At 61.7% G+C, this 17,038-nt stretch carries 17 protein-coding genes; 7 read left to right on the top strand and 10 right to left on the bottom strand.

The features are described 5' to 3' along the window. Window positions 1-28 precede the first annotated feature (28 nt). The 7 genes from ACFOD4_RS12655 to ACFOD4_RS12685 all read right to left on the bottom strand — a co-directional run bounded on the left by ACFOD4_RS12655 (window position 29) and on the right by ACFOD4_RS12685 (window position 6,795). On the bottom strand, window positions 29-1,099 hold the full coding sequence (locus ACFOD4_RS12655) for a Bug family tripartite tricarboxylate transporter substrate binding protein (RefSeq protein ID WP_379596922.1): 1,071 nt from the start codon (window positions 1,097-1,099) through the stop codon (window positions 29-31). Continuing rightward, window positions 1,096-2,058, bottom strand: a complete 963-nt coding sequence (locus ACFOD4_RS12660) for a 2-hydroxyacid dehydrogenase (protein WP_379596924.1) — start codon at window positions 2,056-2,058, stop codon at window positions 1,096-1,098. The genes ACFOD4_RS12655 and ACFOD4_RS12660 overlap by 4 nt, the downstream gene beginning before the upstream one ends. 170 nt (window positions 2,059-2,228) lie before the next feature. Beyond that, on the bottom strand, window positions 2,229-2,504 hold the full coding sequence (locus ACFOD4_RS12665) for a DUF3253 domain-containing protein (protein ID WP_379596925.1): 276 nt from the start codon (window positions 2,502-2,504) through the stop codon (window positions 2,229-2,231). Window positions 2,505-2,535: 31 nt separating this feature from the next. After that, window positions 2,536-3,897, bottom strand: coding sequence for an MFS transporter (locus tag ACFOD4_RS12670; protein ID WP_379596927.1), 1,362 nt, complete (start codon window positions 3,895-3,897; stop codon window positions 2,536-2,538). A gap of 127 nt (window positions 3,898-4,024) precedes the next feature. Beyond that, the gene (locus tag ACFOD4_RS12675) at window positions 4,025-4,861 is read right to left on the bottom strand and encodes a DUF1194 domain-containing protein (RefSeq protein ID WP_379596929.1); all 837 of its coding nucleotides are present in this window, start codon (window positions 4,859-4,861) and stop codon (window positions 4,025-4,027) included. A 344-nt stretch (window positions 4,862-5,205) separates the two neighbouring features. Beyond that, on the bottom strand, window positions 5,206-5,775 hold the full coding sequence (locus ACFOD4_RS12680) for a DUF924 family protein (protein WP_379596930.1): 570 nt from the start codon (window positions 5,773-5,775) through the stop codon (window positions 5,206-5,208). Between the two features lie 3 nt (window positions 5,776-5,778). Then, on the bottom strand, window positions 5,779-6,795 hold the full coding sequence (locus ACFOD4_RS12685; protein ID WP_379596983.1) for an LLM class flavin-dependent oxidoreductase: 1,017 nt from the start codon (window positions 6,793-6,795) through the stop codon (window positions 5,779-5,781). Between the two features lie 116 nt (window positions 6,796-6,911). On the opposite strand from ACFOD4_RS12685, the gene ACFOD4_RS12690 reads away from it, so the two are divergent. From ACFOD4_RS12690 to ACFOD4_RS12700, 3 genes are all read left to right on the top strand, one after another. Next, on the top strand, window positions 6,912-7,214 hold the full coding sequence (locus ACFOD4_RS12690; RefSeq protein WP_379596931.1) for a DUF1244 domain-containing protein: 303 nt from the start codon (window positions 6,912-6,914) through the stop codon (window positions 7,212-7,214). 94 nt (window positions 7,215-7,308) lie between these two features. Further along, window positions 7,309-7,581, top strand: a complete 273-nt coding sequence (locus ACFOD4_RS12695; protein ID WP_379596932.1) for a DUF2312 domain-containing protein — start codon at window positions 7,309-7,311, stop codon at window positions 7,579-7,581. 77 nt (window positions 7,582-7,658) lie between these two features. Next, window positions 7,659-8,960, top strand: coding sequence for an MFS transporter (locus ACFOD4_RS12700; RefSeq protein WP_379596934.1), 1,302 nt, complete (start codon window positions 7,659-7,661; stop codon window positions 8,958-8,960). Between the two features lies 1 nt (window position 8,961). On the opposite strand, the gene ACFOD4_RS12705 is transcribed toward ACFOD4_RS12700, so the two are convergent. Next, complete coding sequence (locus ACFOD4_RS12705; protein WP_379596984.1) at window positions 8,962-10,638, bottom strand: AMP-dependent synthetase/ligase; 1,677 nt, start codon at window positions 10,636-10,638, stop codon at window positions 8,962-8,964. Between the two features lie 184 nt (window positions 10,639-10,822). On the opposite strand from ACFOD4_RS12705, the gene ACFOD4_RS12710 reads away from it, so the two are divergent. Then, entirely contained in the window at window positions 10,823-12,643 is a 1,821-nt protein-coding gene (locus ACFOD4_RS12710) for a M3 family oligoendopeptidase (protein ID WP_379596935.1), read from the top strand. Continuing rightward, the gene (locus ACFOD4_RS12715) at window positions 12,636-14,009 is read left to right on the top strand and encodes an ABC1 kinase family protein (protein WP_379596937.1); all 1,374 of its coding nucleotides are present in this window, start codon (window positions 12,636-12,638) and stop codon (window positions 14,007-14,009) included. Before ACFOD4_RS12710 ends, ACFOD4_RS12715 begins: the two co-directional genes overlap by 8 nt. A 51-nt stretch (window positions 14,010-14,060) precedes the next feature. Here the strand turns inward: ACFOD4_RS12715 and map are convergent, their stop codons facing one another. Beyond that, window positions 14,061-14,867, bottom strand: coding sequence for a type I methionyl aminopeptidase (gene map / locus ACFOD4_RS12720; RefSeq protein ID WP_379596986.1), 807 nt, complete (start codon window positions 14,865-14,867; stop codon window positions 14,061-14,063). 79 nt (window positions 14,868-14,946) lie between these two features. Next, a complete protein-coding gene (locus ACFOD4_RS12725) occupies window positions 14,947-15,822 on the bottom strand; it encodes a methyltransferase domain-containing protein (RefSeq protein ID WP_379596939.1) in 876 nt (291 codons plus the stop codon). A gap of 90 nt (window positions 15,823-15,912) precedes the next feature. Here ACFOD4_RS12725 and ACFOD4_RS12730 point away from each other — a divergent pair, with 90 nt between their 5' ends. Then, on the top strand, window positions 15,913-16,725 hold the full coding sequence (locus ACFOD4_RS12730) for a ComF family protein (RefSeq protein ID WP_379596941.1): 813 nt from the start codon (window positions 15,913-15,915) through the stop codon (window positions 16,723-16,725). A 39-nt stretch (window positions 16,726-16,764) separates the two neighbouring features. Continuing rightward, entirely contained in the window at window positions 16,765-17,025 is a 261-nt protein-coding gene (gene grxC, locus ACFOD4_RS12735; protein WP_379596943.1) for a glutaredoxin 3, read from the top strand. Window positions 17,026-17,038 lie beyond the last annotated feature (13 nt).

A 17,038-nucleotide genomic window follows, 5' to 3' on the forward strand; every position in this document is an offset into this window, starting at 1 on the left:
GTGCGATGCCCCGGTCATCTATCTCCGGTCAATCGGCCTGGATGTTCCCGGCTCGCACCACCTGGCTCCAGCGCGCGATCTCCGCTTTCTGAAACGCCTGGAACTCTTCGGGCGAGTTCGCAACGACGGTGAAGCCGATCATCTCCATCTGTTTGATGGTTTCCGGATGGCGCAGAGCCTTGGTAATGGATGCATGCACCGTGCTGAGGAGTGCAGGGTCCATCTTCGGGGGCGCTGCGATCGCCTGCCACGAGTAAACAACGAAATCGTTCAGCCCCGCTTCAGCGGCAGTCGGCACATCCGGCAAGAGAGGGTGACGCTGCTCAGACGTCACCAAGATCGGCTTCACCTGCTTCTCCCGGATGAAAGGGGTGATGAAGCCCAGGTTCTGAAAGGATGCCTGAACGTTGCCGGCGATGAGGTCGGTTGTCGCCGGTGCTCCACCACCATAAGGAATGTGGGCAATGGTGCTTCCCGTTCGCTGCTTCAGCAATTCCATCGTCAAGTGGTCCGAGGCGCCGACACCACTGGTCGAGTAGGCATCCCTCGCACCAGACCGCTTCATCCAGGCCACAAACTCGTCAAGCGTGTTCGCCGAGACCTGCCCAGGATGCACAACGAGCACGTTGGGCGATGTGACGGCCAGGGTCAGGTTGGTGAAGTCTGCTTCGGGATCGTAGCCGAGCTTTGGCCTTAAAGCCTTGTTGATTGCGAAGGTGCTGATGGGCGCCGTCATCAGCGTATGCCCATCCGGCAGTGCGCGGGCCAAAACGCGTGCCCCGATCTCGCCTGCCGCTCCAGCGCGGTTCTCGACCACTACCGGACGGGGGAGTTCAGCACTCATGCGCTGCGCCACCGCACGACCCACGATGTCGGCGGAACCACCGGCAGCAAAGGGAACAATCATGGTCACCGGACGCTCCGGCCAACTCTGCGCGGCGGCCTCACGGCTCAAGAGAAGGGATGGGGCGGCCAGGGCAGCGGTCTTCAGGAGAATACGACGGTGCATGATTGTTGTGACTCCTGGCACTAGGGGACGAGCATGAACTGCCGCACTGCCCTGCTTTCGCGGCCCTTCTCTGGTGAGGCGGCTTGTCAAACCGGGTCGAGGGCCGCTCCGCCCGCCATCACCGCGTCGATGTTGCTGAGCGCCCGCATGGCCATGGCATCGCGTGTCTCAACCGTGGCACTGGCCACATGAGGCGTCAGGAAAACGTTGGGCAGTTCCGCGAAGCGCCGGTCGTAGGCAGGTTCGCTCCGGAAAACATCCAGTCCGGCGGCGAACAGGTGCCCAGACCTCAGCGCAGCCAACAGGGCATCCTCATCAACCAGCGAGCCACGAGCGGTATTCACAAAGACGGCGCCTCTGGGGAGGGCGGCGAAGGCCTCTGCATCCATCAGGGTGCCGGCCTCTCCCCCTGGAAGATGCAGCGAGAGGATCTGGCTGTGGGGCAGCATGGCTGTCAGGTCAGGGAAGTACTCCGCGCCCTGCTCCAGTTCGGGCGGCAGGCGATGCCGATTGTGGTAGAGGATCCGCATGCCGAAGCCGCGTGCCCGTGACGCCATGGCCCGTCCGATCCGGCCCATGCCGACAATTCCGAGTGTCTTTCCGCTGGGCCGGAGACCGAGCATGTCCGGAAGGCCCAGGCTTTGCCGCCAGCCCTGCCGCATCAATGCCTCGTATTCGTAGGCACGGCGACTGGCGGCAAGCAGCAGTAGAAAGGCCAGATCCGCGGTGCAGTCTGTTAGAACATCCGGCGTGTTGGTGACAATGATGCCGCGCGCTTTCGCAGCTGCCGCGTCCATGTGGTCATAGCCGACACTGGAATTCGCGATGATCCGAACCGAACGGGGAAGGGCCGCGACAGCATCTGCGTCGAGCTTAACTTTCGGCCCAATCAGGATCGCCTCTGCTTCCCACCGACCCATGATGTCCAGGACGCCTGCAACATCCAGGTCCTCGGTGGCCATATGGGCGTCGAAGCTTTTCTTCGCCACTGCCGCGGCGTTGGCCGTCAGGCGCCGTGTCACTAAAACCCGGGGCTTGGTGGTTCCCATCTGCGTCTCCTGCGCCACGTGGCGGGTAGGGGTATGTTTGTGCAGAAGAACTGCCTTCATCATTCCCACCCTCTCAAGGCTCTTGTTGAGCAACGCCTACAGCACGTCATCTTGTCAGACAAGCCACAAGGACTGTGTGCCATGAAGGCGAGAGGCTGGCTCGATGTGCTCTACGAAGGACGGGGTCTGCGCAGGCGAATCACACCACGAACTTCAGCGGCAGGAACCGGTTTGCCCTTACGTAGAATTTCAAGGTCACCAGCTGCTTGCAGAACCAGGGCCGCTCGGCGAACTTCCCCAAGCAGCAGACGCCACTCGCCGTCCTGAACCAGGGCGCGTGCCACCTCGCTGGGACAGACGGATTTCTCATGGCCCGCTGCCCTTGTCTGGCTGACAATTTCGTCAAGGATCTGCTGCCGTGTCGGAGCGCTTGTCGGCACACTCATGGAATGAGGCCTTCTGGACGTGCTGCGCGGATCATGCTGGCGATGCCCGCAAGCGGGTTATGCTGATCAGAGCAGCGGCAGCAGCAATAACAGCGGCTGTCAGAATTCCAAGGTGGCTTTGACTACCGTCTCCGGCTCGTAGCGCCAAGGCGGAAAGGGCTGCCCCCAGCGTCTGACCGGTGAGCCGAGCGGTGGAAAGCATGCCGCTGGCGCCCCCGCTTCGCTCCCGCGGGGCAGCACTCAGAAGCGTGCGGTTGTTCGGTGTCTGAAATAGCCCGAAGCCAACGCCACACATCGCCATTCTCCACCCGATCTCGAACGCGCTCGGATCGACCGGAAGGAAAGCCAGTAAAGCAAGGCCGATGGCCATGAGGAGGAGGCCAAGACCACCCAGCAGACCGGCCGGCACGCGGTCCGAGAGCCGCCCGGCCAGAGGCGACACAAGGATCAGGGCCAGAGGCCAGGGCATCATGAGCAGCCCGGTCTCCACTTGGCTACGCCCGAGATCGTGCTGCAGGAAGAAGGGCAAGGTCACGAAGGTCATCATCTGCGCCGCGAACGACCCGACTGATGTCGCGATAGACAAAGCGAAGATCGGAATCCGCAGCAGATCGACGGGCAGCAGAGGCGCAGCGCGTCCTGCCTGCCTCCTCCACAGCGCAAAGCCGCTACTCAGCCCTCCCAACAGCAGCAGTACAGGAAGCGCGCTCGCAGCGCCGCTGGTCAATTGCTGCACGCCTGTCATCAGCATGCCGAAAGTGGCGGCGCTCAGAACTGCGCTGATGGCATCGAAGCTGCCGGATCGTCGCGGTGTGCGTGGCAGGTATCGCAGGGCCAGCAGCAAGGCCGCGATGCCGATCGGGATGTTGATGGCAAAGATCCATGGCCAATGCGCGACACTCAGGATGCCGGACGCGATGCCAGGCCCAAGAACGGTGGAACTGGCGACGACCAGGGCATTGATGCCCATTCCTCGGCCCAGAAGCGCCTGAGGGTAGATGATCCTGACAAGAGCCGTGTTGACGCTCATCAACCCCGCGGCGCCCAGGCCCTGTGCTACGCGGGCCAGTGTTAAACCCTCCAGCGACTGTGCCGTGGCGCAAAAGAAGGAGCTGATGATGAAAAGCAACAAACCGCCACAGTAGACGCGCTCATAGCCGAGTTTCTCGCCCAGAGATGCCAGAGGCAGGAGCGACATGATGATGGCGATTTGGTACGCGTTGACGATCAAAATGGACGTGGATGGAGCGATCTTCAGGTCAGCCCCAATGGATGGTAGCGCCACATTGGCAATAGAGCTGTCGAGAACAGCCAATGCGATGGAAGCTGCAATGGCCAGAACAGCGCCACGCCGCTTCCTATCGGGCAGTCCATCTGCTGCTTGAAGCTCCATGCCGTGTCATTTCTCTCGAGCTGGACTCCGGCATGGTGGCCGGAGCCAGCCAGCAATGCGCCTCGTCCCGCTTGGCTTCAAGAGTAGGAGGGGTGCAGCTTCATCCTCCTCAGCCGCTTCTACGGGTTCAGCTATAGGCTCGCTCCACCCTGGGTCCATCGCCGCCATTCACAGCGATCTCGCGGATGATCTTTCGACGCACGGCCCCTTCGAAAGCCTCGAAGCCTTCAGCCACCATCAGAAAGGCTCCTGCGCCCCCAATCACCTCATCGCGGTAATACTCATCAAGAGGCTGATAAAGCGCCGCAAGCTGAGCCGGTGGCGGAGAGCGGTCCAGCACTGCAAGGCCGTTCAGAATGATGCCCCGATCAATGGCCTGGCGCCGGGCCTCGGCCAAAAGTCGACCGGAGTTGTTCACGCCATCTCCGGAAATATCAATAACTTGCCGGGTTCCTTGAAAGCCATGTCCAAAGAGGCTGGAGGCAAAATCGATGGCGCCCGAGATGGACGTGTAGAGGTGGGTGCGGCGCGGTGCTGCGTCGATCGCTGAGGAAAAGGCTTCCGCGCTGGCAGGACCGTCGATCCGGGTCCAGGGAACAAGGAGTTCCTGGATGTTCCAATCCGACCACGTGAAGAAGGTGACGGCGATAGCGCCCAGTGCTCCGTTGCGAATGCCATCCACGAGGCGGGGGTCCCGAAAAGCAGTGGCGTAGCCACTGAACTGCAGCTCTTGCTCCTCGGGATCCACCGACCGGCTGACATCGACTGCCAGAACGAGTTCAACATCCACCGGTTCATTGGCGCGCGCAGACCGGATGGATGAAAGGACAGCAGGAGTTGCCAGCAATCCTCCGGAAAGGAGCCGACCAAATTCACGACGTCGCATACGACCCTCTATGAAAGTTGGGCCGTGCCCAGCCAGTTTCCCGACCGAGTTATAACGTCGTCGCTTTGTGCGCCGCAACATAACTTGCGGTTGGTTGAGCGGCTTGGCAGACGCAACGCTTGGATGGCCGCCACGTTATCACGGCATGGAGGAGGATCTTCTTGTATGACAATGATTTCAGTGAATTATTCTAACGATGCAGCTGTTGGGATCTGGCATGCTCAACTTCCTTTGCCTCCCGATAATCCGCCAGCACCGATGCCACCGCAGCCGGATCATGATCCAACGCCGGACGTACCGGACGCTCCTATTGAGGATCCGCCGGGACCCGATATGCCTAGTCCGGACGCCCCCGACATACCGCCGATCGGCGATCCGCCGGGGACACCGCCCATGCGGATGCATCAGACCATGATAAGCGGCTAAAACCCGGCGCCTGGCCCCGCCAGGTAGGCTTCTTCCTCTGCGGTATTGTGCCGTCCCAGGACAATGTTCCTGTGAGGGAAGCGGCCGAATCTGCGGATAACGTCGTGATGGCGCCAAGCGTAGTCGACGCTGCCTCCCGGCTCGCCGTGTGGAGGGTGCTCGCGAAGCGTTTCGAACAAGGCAACCGACCGGTCCTGATCCGCCAAGCTCTCGGAATGTTCGAACGGGAGATAAAGGAAGACTCGCGCTGTTGGGGGCAAAGACTGATCCAGCTTGGCAGATATGGCCAGAGAAGCGATTTCTCGTGCCTTTTGATCAAAGGTGAAGGCCTTGGCAGTTCCGCGGAAGAGATTGCGCGGAAACTGATCAAGCAGGATGCAGAGGGCAAGGGCACCGTCCGGCTCGTTTGCCCAGTCATCGAATTCACCGCGGCCAGCTGGGTCCAACCCGGCGGAGAAGCGATCGGCGATCTCCTGATCGAAGCTTTCGGAGCGCACGAACCATGCGCTGCGCCATTGGTCTAAGCCATCGGCGAACCAGAAGGAAATGATGTCGGCTGGCGTCATCGTTCAGTTTCCAGAGTTTGAATTCTGATGGATGAGATCGGCACAAATCTGACCGGCCACTTCAAAGGAACGAAGCCGGGCCGCATGGTCAAAAACCGGCCCACTGATCATGAGCTCGTCAATTTCCGTGCGCTTGATGAAGTCCTGGATCCTTGCGCGTACGGTATCCGGGGAACCAACAGCCGAGCAGGCAAGGGCACGATGGACCCCACTCAGCCTCACCGCCTGCTTGATGCTTTCGGGGTCAGCTGCGGGCGGGGGGAACTTTCCTGGAGCGCCGCGGCGCAGGTTCAGGAATTGCTGCTGCAGCGATGTGAAGAGACGTTCGGCTTCCTGATCGGTTTCCGCGGCGACAACGTTGCAGCCTGCCATGGCGTAGGGGCGCTCCAGCGTCGCGCTTGGCCGGAAATCCCGGCGGTAGATGGAAAGAGCATCCATCAGCATGTCGGGCGCGAAATGGGAAGCGAAGGCGAAAGGCAATCCAAGCGCTGCGGCGAGCTGGGCACTGAAGAGGCTGGAACCCAGCAGCCAGATTGGGATCTGCATCCCACCGCCTGGAACGGCCTGCACCGGCTGCCCAGGCTTGACGGGGTTGAACCAGCCCTGGAGTTCTAGAACATCCTGCGGAAAAGTGTCGCCGTCGCTTTGCAAGTTTCGCCGGAGTGCCTGAGCCGTACGCATATCGGTTCCGGGAGCACGGCCGAGGCCGAGGTCGATACGTCCAGGGAACAGGGCGTTCAACGTGCCGAATTGTTCGGCAATCACCAGTGGGGCATGGTTTGGCAGCATGACGCCGCCGGATCCAACCCGTATGCTGGTGGTACCCGCTGCCACATGCCCAATGACCACAGCCGTCGCGGCGCTCGCGATGCCAGGCATGTTGTGGTGCTCCGCCAGCCAGAAGCGGTGATAACGCCAGCGCTCCGCGTGTTGAGCCAGATCCAGAGAGTTCCGGAACGCCACCGTGGCATCGGACCCTTCTGGGATCGGAGCCAGGTCCAGAACAGAAAAATGTCGCATCGAGTCAACTTTCCAATCCTTGGCGGCAATATGGGAATGGATAGGACCGAACACAGGGTGACAAGGCGTCGCCGGATGATCGGCGACGCGCTACCATATGGAAGGGAGATGGTGTCATGGATGAGGATACACGCGTCAGGCTGGAGGCTGCCGCCTTCCGCAGACTGGTCGAGCATTTGCGTCAACGGCCGGATGTGCAGAACATCGACTTGATGAACCTCGCTGGTTTCTGCCGGAACTGCCTGAGCCGTTGGTACAGGGAGGCTGCGAACGCCGAGGGGATGCCAATGTCCGACCCCGAGGCGCGCGAGACCATTTACGGGATGCCCTACAAGGAGTGGCAGGCTCTTCACCAGACAGAAGCCACAGAGGAGCAGAAGGCAAGCTTCAAGGCCTCATTGTCGCGTCATCAGGGATGATGCCGAGCCTTTGATCCACCTGCGGACCGGGCTATACCCGCCCGCCTCAGCCGGCGCGGCATGTCCGACCGGCCTCTGGAACTGGAGGGGCATCATGTCCGACGCGGTGGATACTCAGGAGCAGGACGCGGATGTCGGCGGCATTGCCGCGGATCGGCTTCGCTCCATCATTGAGCGCGTCGAGCGGCTGGAGGAAGAGCGCAAGGGGCTGGCGGACGACATCAAGGACATCTTTGCGGAAGCGAAGTCGGCCGGGTTCGAGGTCAAGGTGATCCGGCAGATCATCCGCATCCGCAAGCAAGAGCCGGCCGAAGTCGAAGAGCAGGAAACCCTTCTCGATCTCTACCGCCGCGCCCTTGGAATGTGATCGTGCCCTTTGCATGCCTTGGCTCGTGCTGGCGGGACAGGGGATGCGTTGGTCTGTCTTCGCGATTCTGAGGAGCCATGGTGCGATCCCCTCTGTTGCCAACGCTGGCAACCGTCTTCGCCTTGTTGCTGGGCTATGCATTGCTGCAGATGGGCAACACCCTTCAAGGGTCGTTGCTGACGTTGCGGGGAGGCCGGGAAGGCTTTCCGGCCCTCGCGATCGGCCTTACAGGTTCCGGCTTCTATATCGGGTTGATGGCGGGCTCCCTTCGAGGAGGCCATCTGATCCGCGCGGTTGGCCATACACGCGCTTTCGCGGCCCTCGCCGCCATAGCCTCGACCGTGCCGCTGCTTCACTTGATGGTCGTGGATCCGTGGCTCTGGCCGGTGGGTCGGATCATGACGGGATTTTGCTTCGCCGGCCTGTTCATCGTGGTAGAGAGCTGGCTGAACGGCGCTTCCACCAGCGCTGTTCGGGGTCAGATCCTCAGCATCTATGGCATGACGGGGATGCTGGCAGGTGTCGGCGGGCAAATGCTGCTGACGCTGGCGGCGCCGACAAGCTTCGTGCTCTTCTGCCTGGTGTCCATCATCATTTCCTGCGCTCTGGTGCCCGTGGTCCTCTCGCGGGCGCAGGCTCCGGTTCAGGCTCCGGATGAGATGGCAGGCGGGGCCAGTCTGGATTTGCGCCGCCTATACCGGCAGTCGCCCTTTGGCGTGGTGGCGGCAGCCCTCGTGGGCATGAGTACTGGATCGTATTATGCGCTCGGCCCGCTTTTCGCTCAGCGACTGGGCTTGGATGCCAGCGCCGTAGCGGCCTTCATGGCCACCGGGTCCCTGGGGGGCTTCCTGGCGACTTGGCCGATGGGTTGGCTGTCGGATCGCATGGACCGGCGGTTGCTGGTGTCTGGCCTTGCTTCGCTGGCGGCAATCTCATTGACATGGATGCTGACTTTCATTCCGGAGCATCCATCGCCCGGCATCATCTACGCCATGGTGGCCCTGTTCGGCGCGTTGGTGATTCCGGCCTATAGCCTCGTTCTGGCTCACGTGAACGATCATGTGCCTCCCGGCGAGTTCGCAGCGGCCTCGGGCGGGATGTTGATCCTATGGGGGGCAGGGGCTGCCTTGGGTCCTCTGATCGGTGGCGCGGCGATGTCCAGCATTGGTAATCGCGGCCTCGGCTGGTTGATCCTCACCGCACAGCTCGGGATTGCTGCGTGGGGCTTCTACCGCATGAGCCAGCGCGCCGCACCGGAGGCCAAGGAAGACTTCCTGGTCATGCCGGTACAGCCCGTCGGTGTGGAATTGGTGGCTGTCACGGAAGAGGCTGTCCGGGAGCGCAACGCCGAGAGCCGCGAAGGCACTGCCGCCTTATAGCTCATCGGTACATGTGCAGAACGGCCTCCTGGTGCCGTTGCAGCACAATGCGGCGCTTGACCTTCTGGGTGGGCGTCAGTTCCCCTGTCTCCTGCGTGAAAGCGGGAACCAGTGCGAACTGGCGAACCCGGTGCGTAGTAGGCAAGGTTTTGTTGACCCGCGCTACCGCGGCCGCAATCCCGTCGCGGTCCTGCGCATCCGATGCCGGAACAATCAGGGCCACCAGATGAGGCTGGCCTTCCCCTGCCACAACTGCGTGCACGATCTCGGTTTCCGCCATCAGGAGAGCCTCGATCCGTGCGGGGCTGACCATTTCTCCGCCCAACGTCTTGATGAAGTCACGCTTGCGATCAGTGATGTGCAGGCGGCCATCCTTCATCATCCCGACGTCACCCGTGTGGAGCCACGGCGCGCCACCGGCCGGATCCTCCCTGAGTGTCTGGGAAGTGGCTTCCGGGTTGTTCCAGTATCCAACCATGGTCAGATCGCCCCGGACAAGCACCTCGCCGTCCTCGGCAATCCTGATGCTCACTCCAGGCAGAGGCGGGCCTACGCTCCGCCGATCATTGTTCCATGGCAGGTTGACGCTGACCACGGGCCCCGCCTCGGTTTGGCCGTAACCTTGCAGGACAGGCAATCCCAGTGCCAGGAAGAAGCCTGACAATCCCGGATCCAGCCGCGCCCCGCCCGAAACAAGAGCGGCAATTTGACCTCCGAACCGTGCCCGGATCCGCTGACGCACTATTCGGTCCAGCAAGCGATCCTGCAGCCGCTCGGTCAAGGTCAATCGGTGCCCGTCAAGGCGCTTCAATCCCAGTTCGATCGTACGCCAGAACAGCTTCTTCTGGAGCCCAGACGCAGTCTCAAGACCCGCCAGGATCTTTCCTCGCAGCACCTCGAAAAGCCGGGGCACTGCCGTCAGAACATGTGGACGAAGCTCGATCAACTCGGCCGCCAGACGCTCGGCGCCGCGGCTAAAAACGATCTCCAGGCCGAACGAGCTCAGGAGGTACGCCACCGTGTGCTCGTAAGCGTGCGAGAGGGGCAAGAAGGAAAGGTAGCGCGCGTCCGCCGGAAGATGAAGGCGGCGCACGAGCTCGGTGATCCCATGCCGGTTAGCGAGCATGGCCCGATGCGGGAGCATGACGCCTTTCGGCGGACCGCCGGTTCCTGAGGTGTAGATGATGCAGGCAAGGCGCCCTGCAGGAATCTGCTCCACCTCTGCCACCAACATGGGAAGATCGCCTTCACCCTGCACCAGGCTCTGCCAGGATAGTGCTGGGCCCTCCGGAACGTCTTCAATGCTGACCAGTAGCTCCAGCGCCGAAGGCTGCGCCGCTTCGTTCAGGATTCCTGCCAGCTTCGCGTTTGAAACGAGTGCAGCGCGAGCGCCTGAATCCTGCAGAAGGAAGCGATGATCTTCGACGGTGTTGGTGACATAGGCTGGAACCGTAATTGCGCCGATGGACATGATGGCCATATCTGCGACGAGGAACTCGGGCCGGTTCTCCATAACGATCAACACGCGGTCCCCGGGAGCAACGCCGCGGGTCCGCAAGGAGGCCGCAAGGCTCGCCACTTGCAATGCGAACTGCCGGCAGGACAGGGTTTGCCAGCTTCCGCCCCGCCAGAAGCGAAGCATTGTGCGGTTTGGAGAAGCGACGGCCAGCCTCAGCATTACGGCCGGCAGGCTGGTGCAATCCTCGATGCCATGCGTATTCAGCGTCTCGGTCCCCTTTCGGCAAGAGCGGCAGTATGGCGTCAGATCCATGCAACACCGGAGATGCGCTTGGCCCGCGCCTTCAACGGCTTATATCGGGTAGCGACAGCCAACAACCGTAAGGTCAGTCGTGAAGCCATTGATGCACCGCTCAGCCTCCCTCGACCCGGCGGCTCGATCCACAGATGGCGAACCCGGGGACGCCTTACCCAGTTGGGATCTTTCGGATCTTTACACGGGTGAGGGTGATCCCGCGCTGGAAGCAGACCTGACGCGGGCTGGCGCTGAAGCCGAACGGTTCGAGGAGGCCCATTCGGGGCGGCTGTCTTCCCTGACAGGAGACGCCCTCGCCAGCGCCATCAAGAGCTATGAAAGCATCGAGGAGGTATTGGGCAAGATCATGTCCTATGCCTCCCTTGTATTCTCGGGGGATGCGCAGGATCCAGCGAGCGGTCGCTTTTATCAGACAATGCAGGAGCGGGTGACCTCCATATCGTCCCGGCTCCTGTTCTTCACCCTGGAACTTAACAAGATCGATGATGCCGCGCTGGAAAAGCTCATGGCATCGGCAGCGTTGTCGGCATACCGGCCGTTTCTTCGTGACCTGCGCGTTTTCCGGGAGCATCAGCTGTCGGACGAACTCGAGAAGCTGCTGCACGAAAAGGAAGTCACCGGCCGTGCCGCTTGGAACCGCCTGTTCGATGAAACAGTTGCGAACATGACGGTGCAAGTCGCGGACGAGACGCTGAACGTTTCCGCCGCTCTCAACAAGCTATCCGACCGGGATCGCCGGGTCCGCGAAGTGGCGGCCAAAGGAATCTCAGCCGCCTTCGCAGGGAATGGCCGGCTTTTCACTTTGGTGACGAATACGCTGGCCAAGGACAAGGAAATCGTCGACGGCTGGCGCCGCTATCCGCGGCCAGGCAGCAGCCGCAACCGTGCGAACATGGTCGAGGATGAGGTGGTCGACGCGCTGGTGACGGCGGTTGTAGCCAGCTTCCCGAGCCTGTCCCATCGCTACTATGCTTTGAAGGCGAAGTGGTTGGGACTGCCGAAGCTGCAGCATTGGGACCGCAACGCGCCTCTTCCTGACGAGAATGATGCACAGATCCCATGGGATCAGGCCCGTGATCAGGTGCTCAAGGCTTATGCCGGCTTCAGCCCGGAGCTTGGCCGAATTGGCCAGCAGTTCTTCGAGCATCCCTGGATCGATGCCACGCTGCGGCCTGGCAAGGCTTCAGGCGCCTTTGCCCATCCGACGGTGCCCTCCGCCCACCCGTATCTTCTCCTGAACTACCACGGCAAGTCGCGTGACGTGATGACGCTGGCCCACGAACTGGGTCATGGAGTCCATCAGGTCCTTGCCGCGGAACGGGGGTACCTGATGTCCAACACGCCTCTAACCCTGGCGGAAACAGCCAGCGTCTTTGGCGAGATGTTGACATTCCGCGCACTTCTCGACGCCGAGGTGGATCCCCGTCGACGACGCGCAATGCTTGCGGCCAAGGTTGAGGACATGCTCAACACAGTCGTGCGGCAAGTTGCTTTTTACCGCTTCGAAACCTTGCTTCATGACGCTCGAAGAAAAAGCGAGCTTTCACAGGAAGAAATCGGTGCATTGTGGATGCAAGTGCAAGCCGAAAGCCTGGGGAATGCCTTCGATTTTACGGAGGATTATGCGATCTACTGGGCGTATATTCCACATTTCATCCACTCGCCTTTTTATGTCTATGCCTACGCTTTTGGTGATTGCCTTGTGAATGCATTGTACAAGGTGTACCAGGAGAGATCGGTTGAGGGCTTCGAAGAGAAGTACCTCGACCTTTTGAAGGCTGGGGGCACGCTTCGGCACCGCGAGCTGCTGGCCCCCTTTGGCCTCGACGCCTCCGATCCTGCCTTCTGGCATAAGGGGCTGGCGGTCATTTCCGGCTTCATTGACGAATTGGAAGGTGAGGATGGCTGATAACAGGGAGAGCAGCACGCTGTTCGGCGAAATCCGCCGCATGGCGCGCACCTCAGGCGCCGTCGGCGGCATCGCGGCCAGGCTGGCTGGTGAGCGGTATCTCGGGATCAAGACGAACAAGGCCAACCACGCCAACGAACTGAAAGCCTTGCTTGGCGGATTGAAGGGGCCGCTGATGAAGGTTGCCCAGTTCCTCACCACTGTTCCGAATGCGCTTCCACCAGAATACGCCAAGGAACTCGCTGCCTTGCAGGCCAACGCACCACCAATGGGGTGGGCCTTTGTGCGTCGGCGTATGTCCACAGAACTCGGTGCAGACTGGGAAGCCCGTTTTGCCCAGTTCGGGAGATCTGCCGCCGCGGCCGCGAGCCTGGGACAGGTGCATCGCGCCATGCTCCCTGATGGAACGGATGTGGCCTGTAAGCTGCAGTACCCCGACATGCCCAGTGTCGTTGAGGCGGATCTGAGACAGCTTAAGATCGCCATGGGGATCTTTGCCAGGATGGACGATGCCATCCAGCATGATGATGTCTACCTGGAGCTGTGCGACCGTCTGCGGGAGGAGCTGGACTATTCGCGCGAGGCCGCGCAGATGAAGCTGTACGGCAGCATGCTGGCGGGGGAGGCCAGCATCAAAACGCCCCAGCCGATCGACGGCTATTGTACCCACCGACTCCTGACGATGAACTGGCTCGAGGGGCGGCCCATCCTCGACAGACTAGCGGAGGAGCCGTCGCTGGAAGAGCGAAACGCCTATGCCACCGCTCTGTTTCGGGCTTGGTATCTGCCGTTCTATCGCTACGGCGTCATTCATGGCGATCCGCATCTTGGCAATTACCAGATCCGACAGCCTACCGCCGACAGCCCGGCGGGCATCAATCTCATGGACTTCGGGGCCATCCGGATTTTCCCGGCGTCGTTTCTCCGTGGTGTCATCATGCTCTACGAGGCCATCAGGGATCAGGACGACGAGAAAGCTGAGGCAGCTTACCGGAGCTGGGGCTTCACTGACCTCACAAAGGAGAAGATGGAGGTCCTCGGGCTATGGGCTAAGTTCCTGCACGACCCGCTTCTCGATGACCGGGTGCGGCCGATCCAGGAAGTGGACGATCCCGACTTTGGCCGCAAGGTCGCGGGAGAAGTCCATGCCGGCCTGAAGCGCACAGGTGGTGTGCGCCCGCCACGGGAGTTCGTGTTGGTGGATCGGGGGGCGGTTGGATTGGGGAGCGCTTTCCTGCGCCTCGGGGCGAGGTTGAACTGGCACCGGATGTTCAACGAGTTGATCGCTGATTTCGATGAGGACGCCCTGGCGGCACGCCAGCAACAAGCTTTGGTGGAAGCAAAGGTTCCGCCGGTCAGGGTCTGACCCGTAGCTTCTTGGAAAGAAGGCCGGCATCCAAGCCGGCCGCTTCCTGCCTCAGGAGCCGTAGGGCGGCTTGTGCATCCCGGCAGGCGAGAAGGTGAAAACCTCGCAGCCAGTCTCGGTCACGCCCACCATATGCTCGAACTGCGCAGATAGGCTGCGATCGCGGGTTACGGCTGTCCATCCATCTTCCAGGATCTTCACGTCGTAGCGGCCGATATTCACCATCGGCTCGATCGTGAAGACCATTCCTGGCTTGATCTCGGGGCCTTCACCAGGACGTCCGAAATGGAGGATGTTGGGGGGAGCGTGGAAGGTGCGCCCGATGCCATGACCGCAGAAATCACGCACAACGCTGAAGCGGTGCTTTTCCACATAGGCTTGGATGGCATGGCCGATGTCGCCGAGCTTGGCGCCTGGCTTTGCCGCGGCGATGCCAAGCATCATGCTCTCGTGGGTAACATCCAGCAGGAGCTTGGCTTTGGTGCTCGGCTGCCCGGCCACGAACATCCGGCTGGTGTCGCCGTACCAGCCATCCAGGATCACGGTGATGTCGATATTGAGGATGTCGCCATGCTGTAGTGCCTTCGGCCCAGGTATGCCATGGCAGACAACATGGTTGATCGAGATGCATACGGATTTCGGAAAGCCGCGATAGCCCAGGCACGCAGAGACCGCACCATTATCCCGGATGTACTCTGCGCAGCGGCGGTCCAGCTCATCCGTGCTCACGCCGGGCTGCACATAGGCTGCAATCATATCCAGCGTTGCCGCTGCCAATTGCCCGGCCCGGCGGAGCCCGCCAAAATCCTCCGGCGCGTACAGAGTGATCCGCCGCGCCTCAGCACCCGTATGTTCCATGCCGCGGAAGATGCGCGTCTGCCGATCCTGTTGCAAGCGCCGCGCTTCCCCTATTCGCACGGTTCATGGCTTCAGGCTTTCAGTTTGGCTGCTGGTTCTCCGGAGCATCCAGCGCTTGTGCCAGGCTGACTTGGCCGCTGCCGCGCGGCGCCGGCTTGGGCTGGCCTGGAGCAGGACCCCAGCCGGTCAACACGGCCATGTGCAAGGGCATCGGGATCATCTCACCCGCATCCTGTAATTTGCTTAACGCGAGAGCGAACAACGCGCGGGGAGGAGTACGGCTGTCTCGGGCCAGAACAGCGTTGCTTTCGCCGGCATTTTGCAGGTCGCGGATCAGGGCTAATGCCGTACGGTAACGCAGATCAAGGACAGCGTGGTCGGCGACCGGCATGGCAAAACCGGCTCTCTGGAGCAGCGAGGCGGCATCGCTCAGCTCGGGAAACGGCGAAACCCGGGGGCTGATACCTCCTCGAACCGCATTCTCCGCATGGTCCAGTGCGCGGCGCAAAGGCTGCAACGTGCCCAGAGTTGGCAGGCTGGCCAGGAAAAGGCCATCCGGTGCAAGCACACGACGGATCTGCAGCAAGGCTCCCGGAAGGTCGTTCACCCAGTGAAGCGACAGGCTCGCGACAACCAAGTCGAAGCTGCCGGTCGCGAATGGGAGCCATTCCTCGTCCGCCTGGACCGGAATTCCGCCAGCCCGACGGGCCATCTGCGCCGAAAGGTCCATGGACACCACTTGTCCAATGCCCCGGGCCCGCAGCGCAGGTGCGATGCTGCCTCGGCCACCCAGATCCAGGGCCCGCGTGAACGTGCGTGTCGTATCGTCCAACCGGTCAAGCAGTGTGGCTGCCGCAGCGTCCAGAACGTCGACGACACGGTGGGCTGTCTTGGCTGCCCGGTCGCGCCGGTGCCGAACCAGCTTTCGGTCGAAGACAGAGATGGAGTGGCTCATGCGGTGCTGATGCGCCGGATCAGGCGTAGTGGCAAGCTCCTTGCCATGCGCTTGCGATTAAGCGTAAAGATCACGCTTTAGTGAGAATGGATGTCGCTGGTGATGGACATCGCAGCGGGTCGTGCTGCCCTGCGGAGGCTCGGCGAAGGCGTGCTGGACGCTGTTCTTCCACCCCGATGTCTCGCCTGCGGTGAGCCTGTCGTGAGCCATGGAACACTTTGCTCCGGCTGCTTCGCCGGGCTGGAGGCGATTGGCGATCCGCAGTGCTTCCGATGTGGTTCGCCCTTTGTGCATGAAGGGCAGGCGTCCACGGGAGAAGGTTCTTTGGGGGAGGGTTTTCTATGCAACTCTTGCTCCGAGAAGCCGCCGGTCTACGGGCGGGCTCGCGCGGCCTACCTTTACAATGATGGCTCCAAGCGCCTGCTGCTTCCGCTCAAGCATGGCGACCGTACGGACCTCAGCCGGCCGCTGGCACGGCGCATGGCGATCGCGGGGCGACGGATCCTCCAGGACGCCGATCTGCTCATTCCGGTCCCGCTCCACCATCGCCGGCTCCTGAAGCGACGCTACAATCAGGCCTCATTGCTCGCCGCCGAACTGTCGCGCCAGTCTGCCGTGCCTTGGGCGCCGAACCTGCTGCGGCGGCACAAACGAACGCCGCCACTAGGGCCACTGGGTGCTTTCGAACGACGGGAAGCACTGGCCGATGCGTTCCACCTGGGCCAGCAGCGTTCTGTTGTTCAAGGGCGGCGCGTTGTCCTGGTGGATGACGTTTTAACCTCAGGCGCCACCGTGGGAGCATGCGCGACGGTGCTGCTGTCGCATGGCGCTGCGGGGGTTGACGTGCTGGCGGCTGCACGTGTGGCCAATAGGAGCCTGGTGGAAGGCGGCTTTGACGATTGAGGGCTTGACCGGCCTGCCTGCCTCCACAATCTCTTCGCTATGGCCAAGGTTGAAATCTACACCACCGCGTTTTGTCCTTATTGCTCTCGGGCCAAGCTTCTACTTGGGCGCAAGGGAGCCGACTTCATCGAGTACGACTCGCCGCATGGATCCGAAGAGCGGAAGGATGCCATCAGCCGGTCGGGTGGTCGCACCACTGTGCCGCAGATCTTCATCGATGGCGAGGCCATCGGAGGGTGTGATGATCTGTTTGCACTCGACCGGGCAGGCAAGCTCGATGAAATGCTGGCATCCGGCTGAGCTGGGCGCCGGA

Origin of the sequence: Teichococcus globiformis (assembly GCF_042646265.1) — a bacterium.
Taxonomy (GTDB): domain Bacteria; phylum Pseudomonadota; class Alphaproteobacteria; order Acetobacterales; family Acetobacteraceae; genus Pseudoroseomonas; species Pseudoroseomonas globiformis.

Excerpts from the sequence above, each read along its gene's own strand:
- ACFOD4_RS12660 (WP_379596924.1), bottom strand. The coding sequence starts at position 2,058 with ATGGGAACCACCAAGCCCCGGGTTTTAGTGACACGGCGCCTGACGGCC.
- ACFOD4_RS12665 (WP_379596925.1), bottom strand. The coding sequence starts at position 2,504 with ATGAGTGTGCCGACAAGCGCTCCGACACGGCAGCAGATCCTTGACGAA.
- ACFOD4_RS12670 (WP_379596927.1), bottom strand. The coding sequence starts at position 3,897 with ATGGAGCTTCAAGCAGCAGATGGACTGCCCGATAGGAAGCGGCGTGGC.
- ACFOD4_RS12680 (WP_379596930.1), bottom strand. The coding sequence starts at position 5,775 with ATGACGCCAGCCGACATCATTTCCTTCTGGTTCGCCGATGGCTTAGAC.
- ACFOD4_RS12685 (WP_379596983.1), bottom strand. The coding sequence starts at position 6,795 with ATGCGACATTTTTCTGTTCTGGACCTGGCTCCGATCCCAGAAGGGTCC.
- ACFOD4_RS12690 (WP_379596931.1), top strand. The coding sequence starts at position 6,912 with ATGGATGAGGATACACGCGTCAGGCTGGAGGCTGCCGCCTTCCGCAGA.
- ACFOD4_RS12695 (WP_379596932.1), top strand. The coding sequence starts at position 7,309 with ATGTCCGACGCGGTGGATACTCAGGAGCAGGACGCGGATGTCGGCGGC.
- ACFOD4_RS12700 (WP_379596934.1), top strand. The coding sequence starts at position 7,659 with ATGGTGCGATCCCCTCTGTTGCCAACGCTGGCAACCGTCTTCGCCTTG.
- ACFOD4_RS12705 (WP_379596984.1), bottom strand. The coding sequence starts at position 10,638 with ATGCTGAGGCTGGCCGTCGCTTCTCCAAACCGCACAATGCTTCGCTTC.
- ACFOD4_RS12710 (WP_379596935.1), top strand. The coding sequence starts at position 10,823 with ATGCACCGCTCAGCCTCCCTCGACCCGGCGGCTCGATCCACAGATGGC.
- ACFOD4_RS12715 (WP_379596937.1), top strand. The coding sequence starts at position 12,636 with ATGGCTGATAACAGGGAGAGCAGCACGCTGTTCGGCGAAATCCGCCGC.
- map (WP_379596986.1), bottom strand. The coding sequence starts at position 14,867 with ATGGAACATACGGGTGCTGAGGCGCGGCGGATCACTCTGTACGCGCCG.
- ACFOD4_RS12725 (WP_379596939.1), bottom strand. The coding sequence starts at position 15,822 with ATGAGCCACTCCATCTCTGTCTTCGACCGAAAGCTGGTTCGGCACCGG.
- ACFOD4_RS12730 (WP_379596941.1), top strand. The coding sequence starts at position 15,913 with ATGTCGCTGGTGATGGACATCGCAGCGGGTCGTGCTGCCCTGCGGAGG.
- grxC (WP_379596943.1), top strand. The coding sequence starts at position 16,765 with ATGGCCAAGGTTGAAATCTACACCACCGCGTTTTGTCCTTATTGCTCT.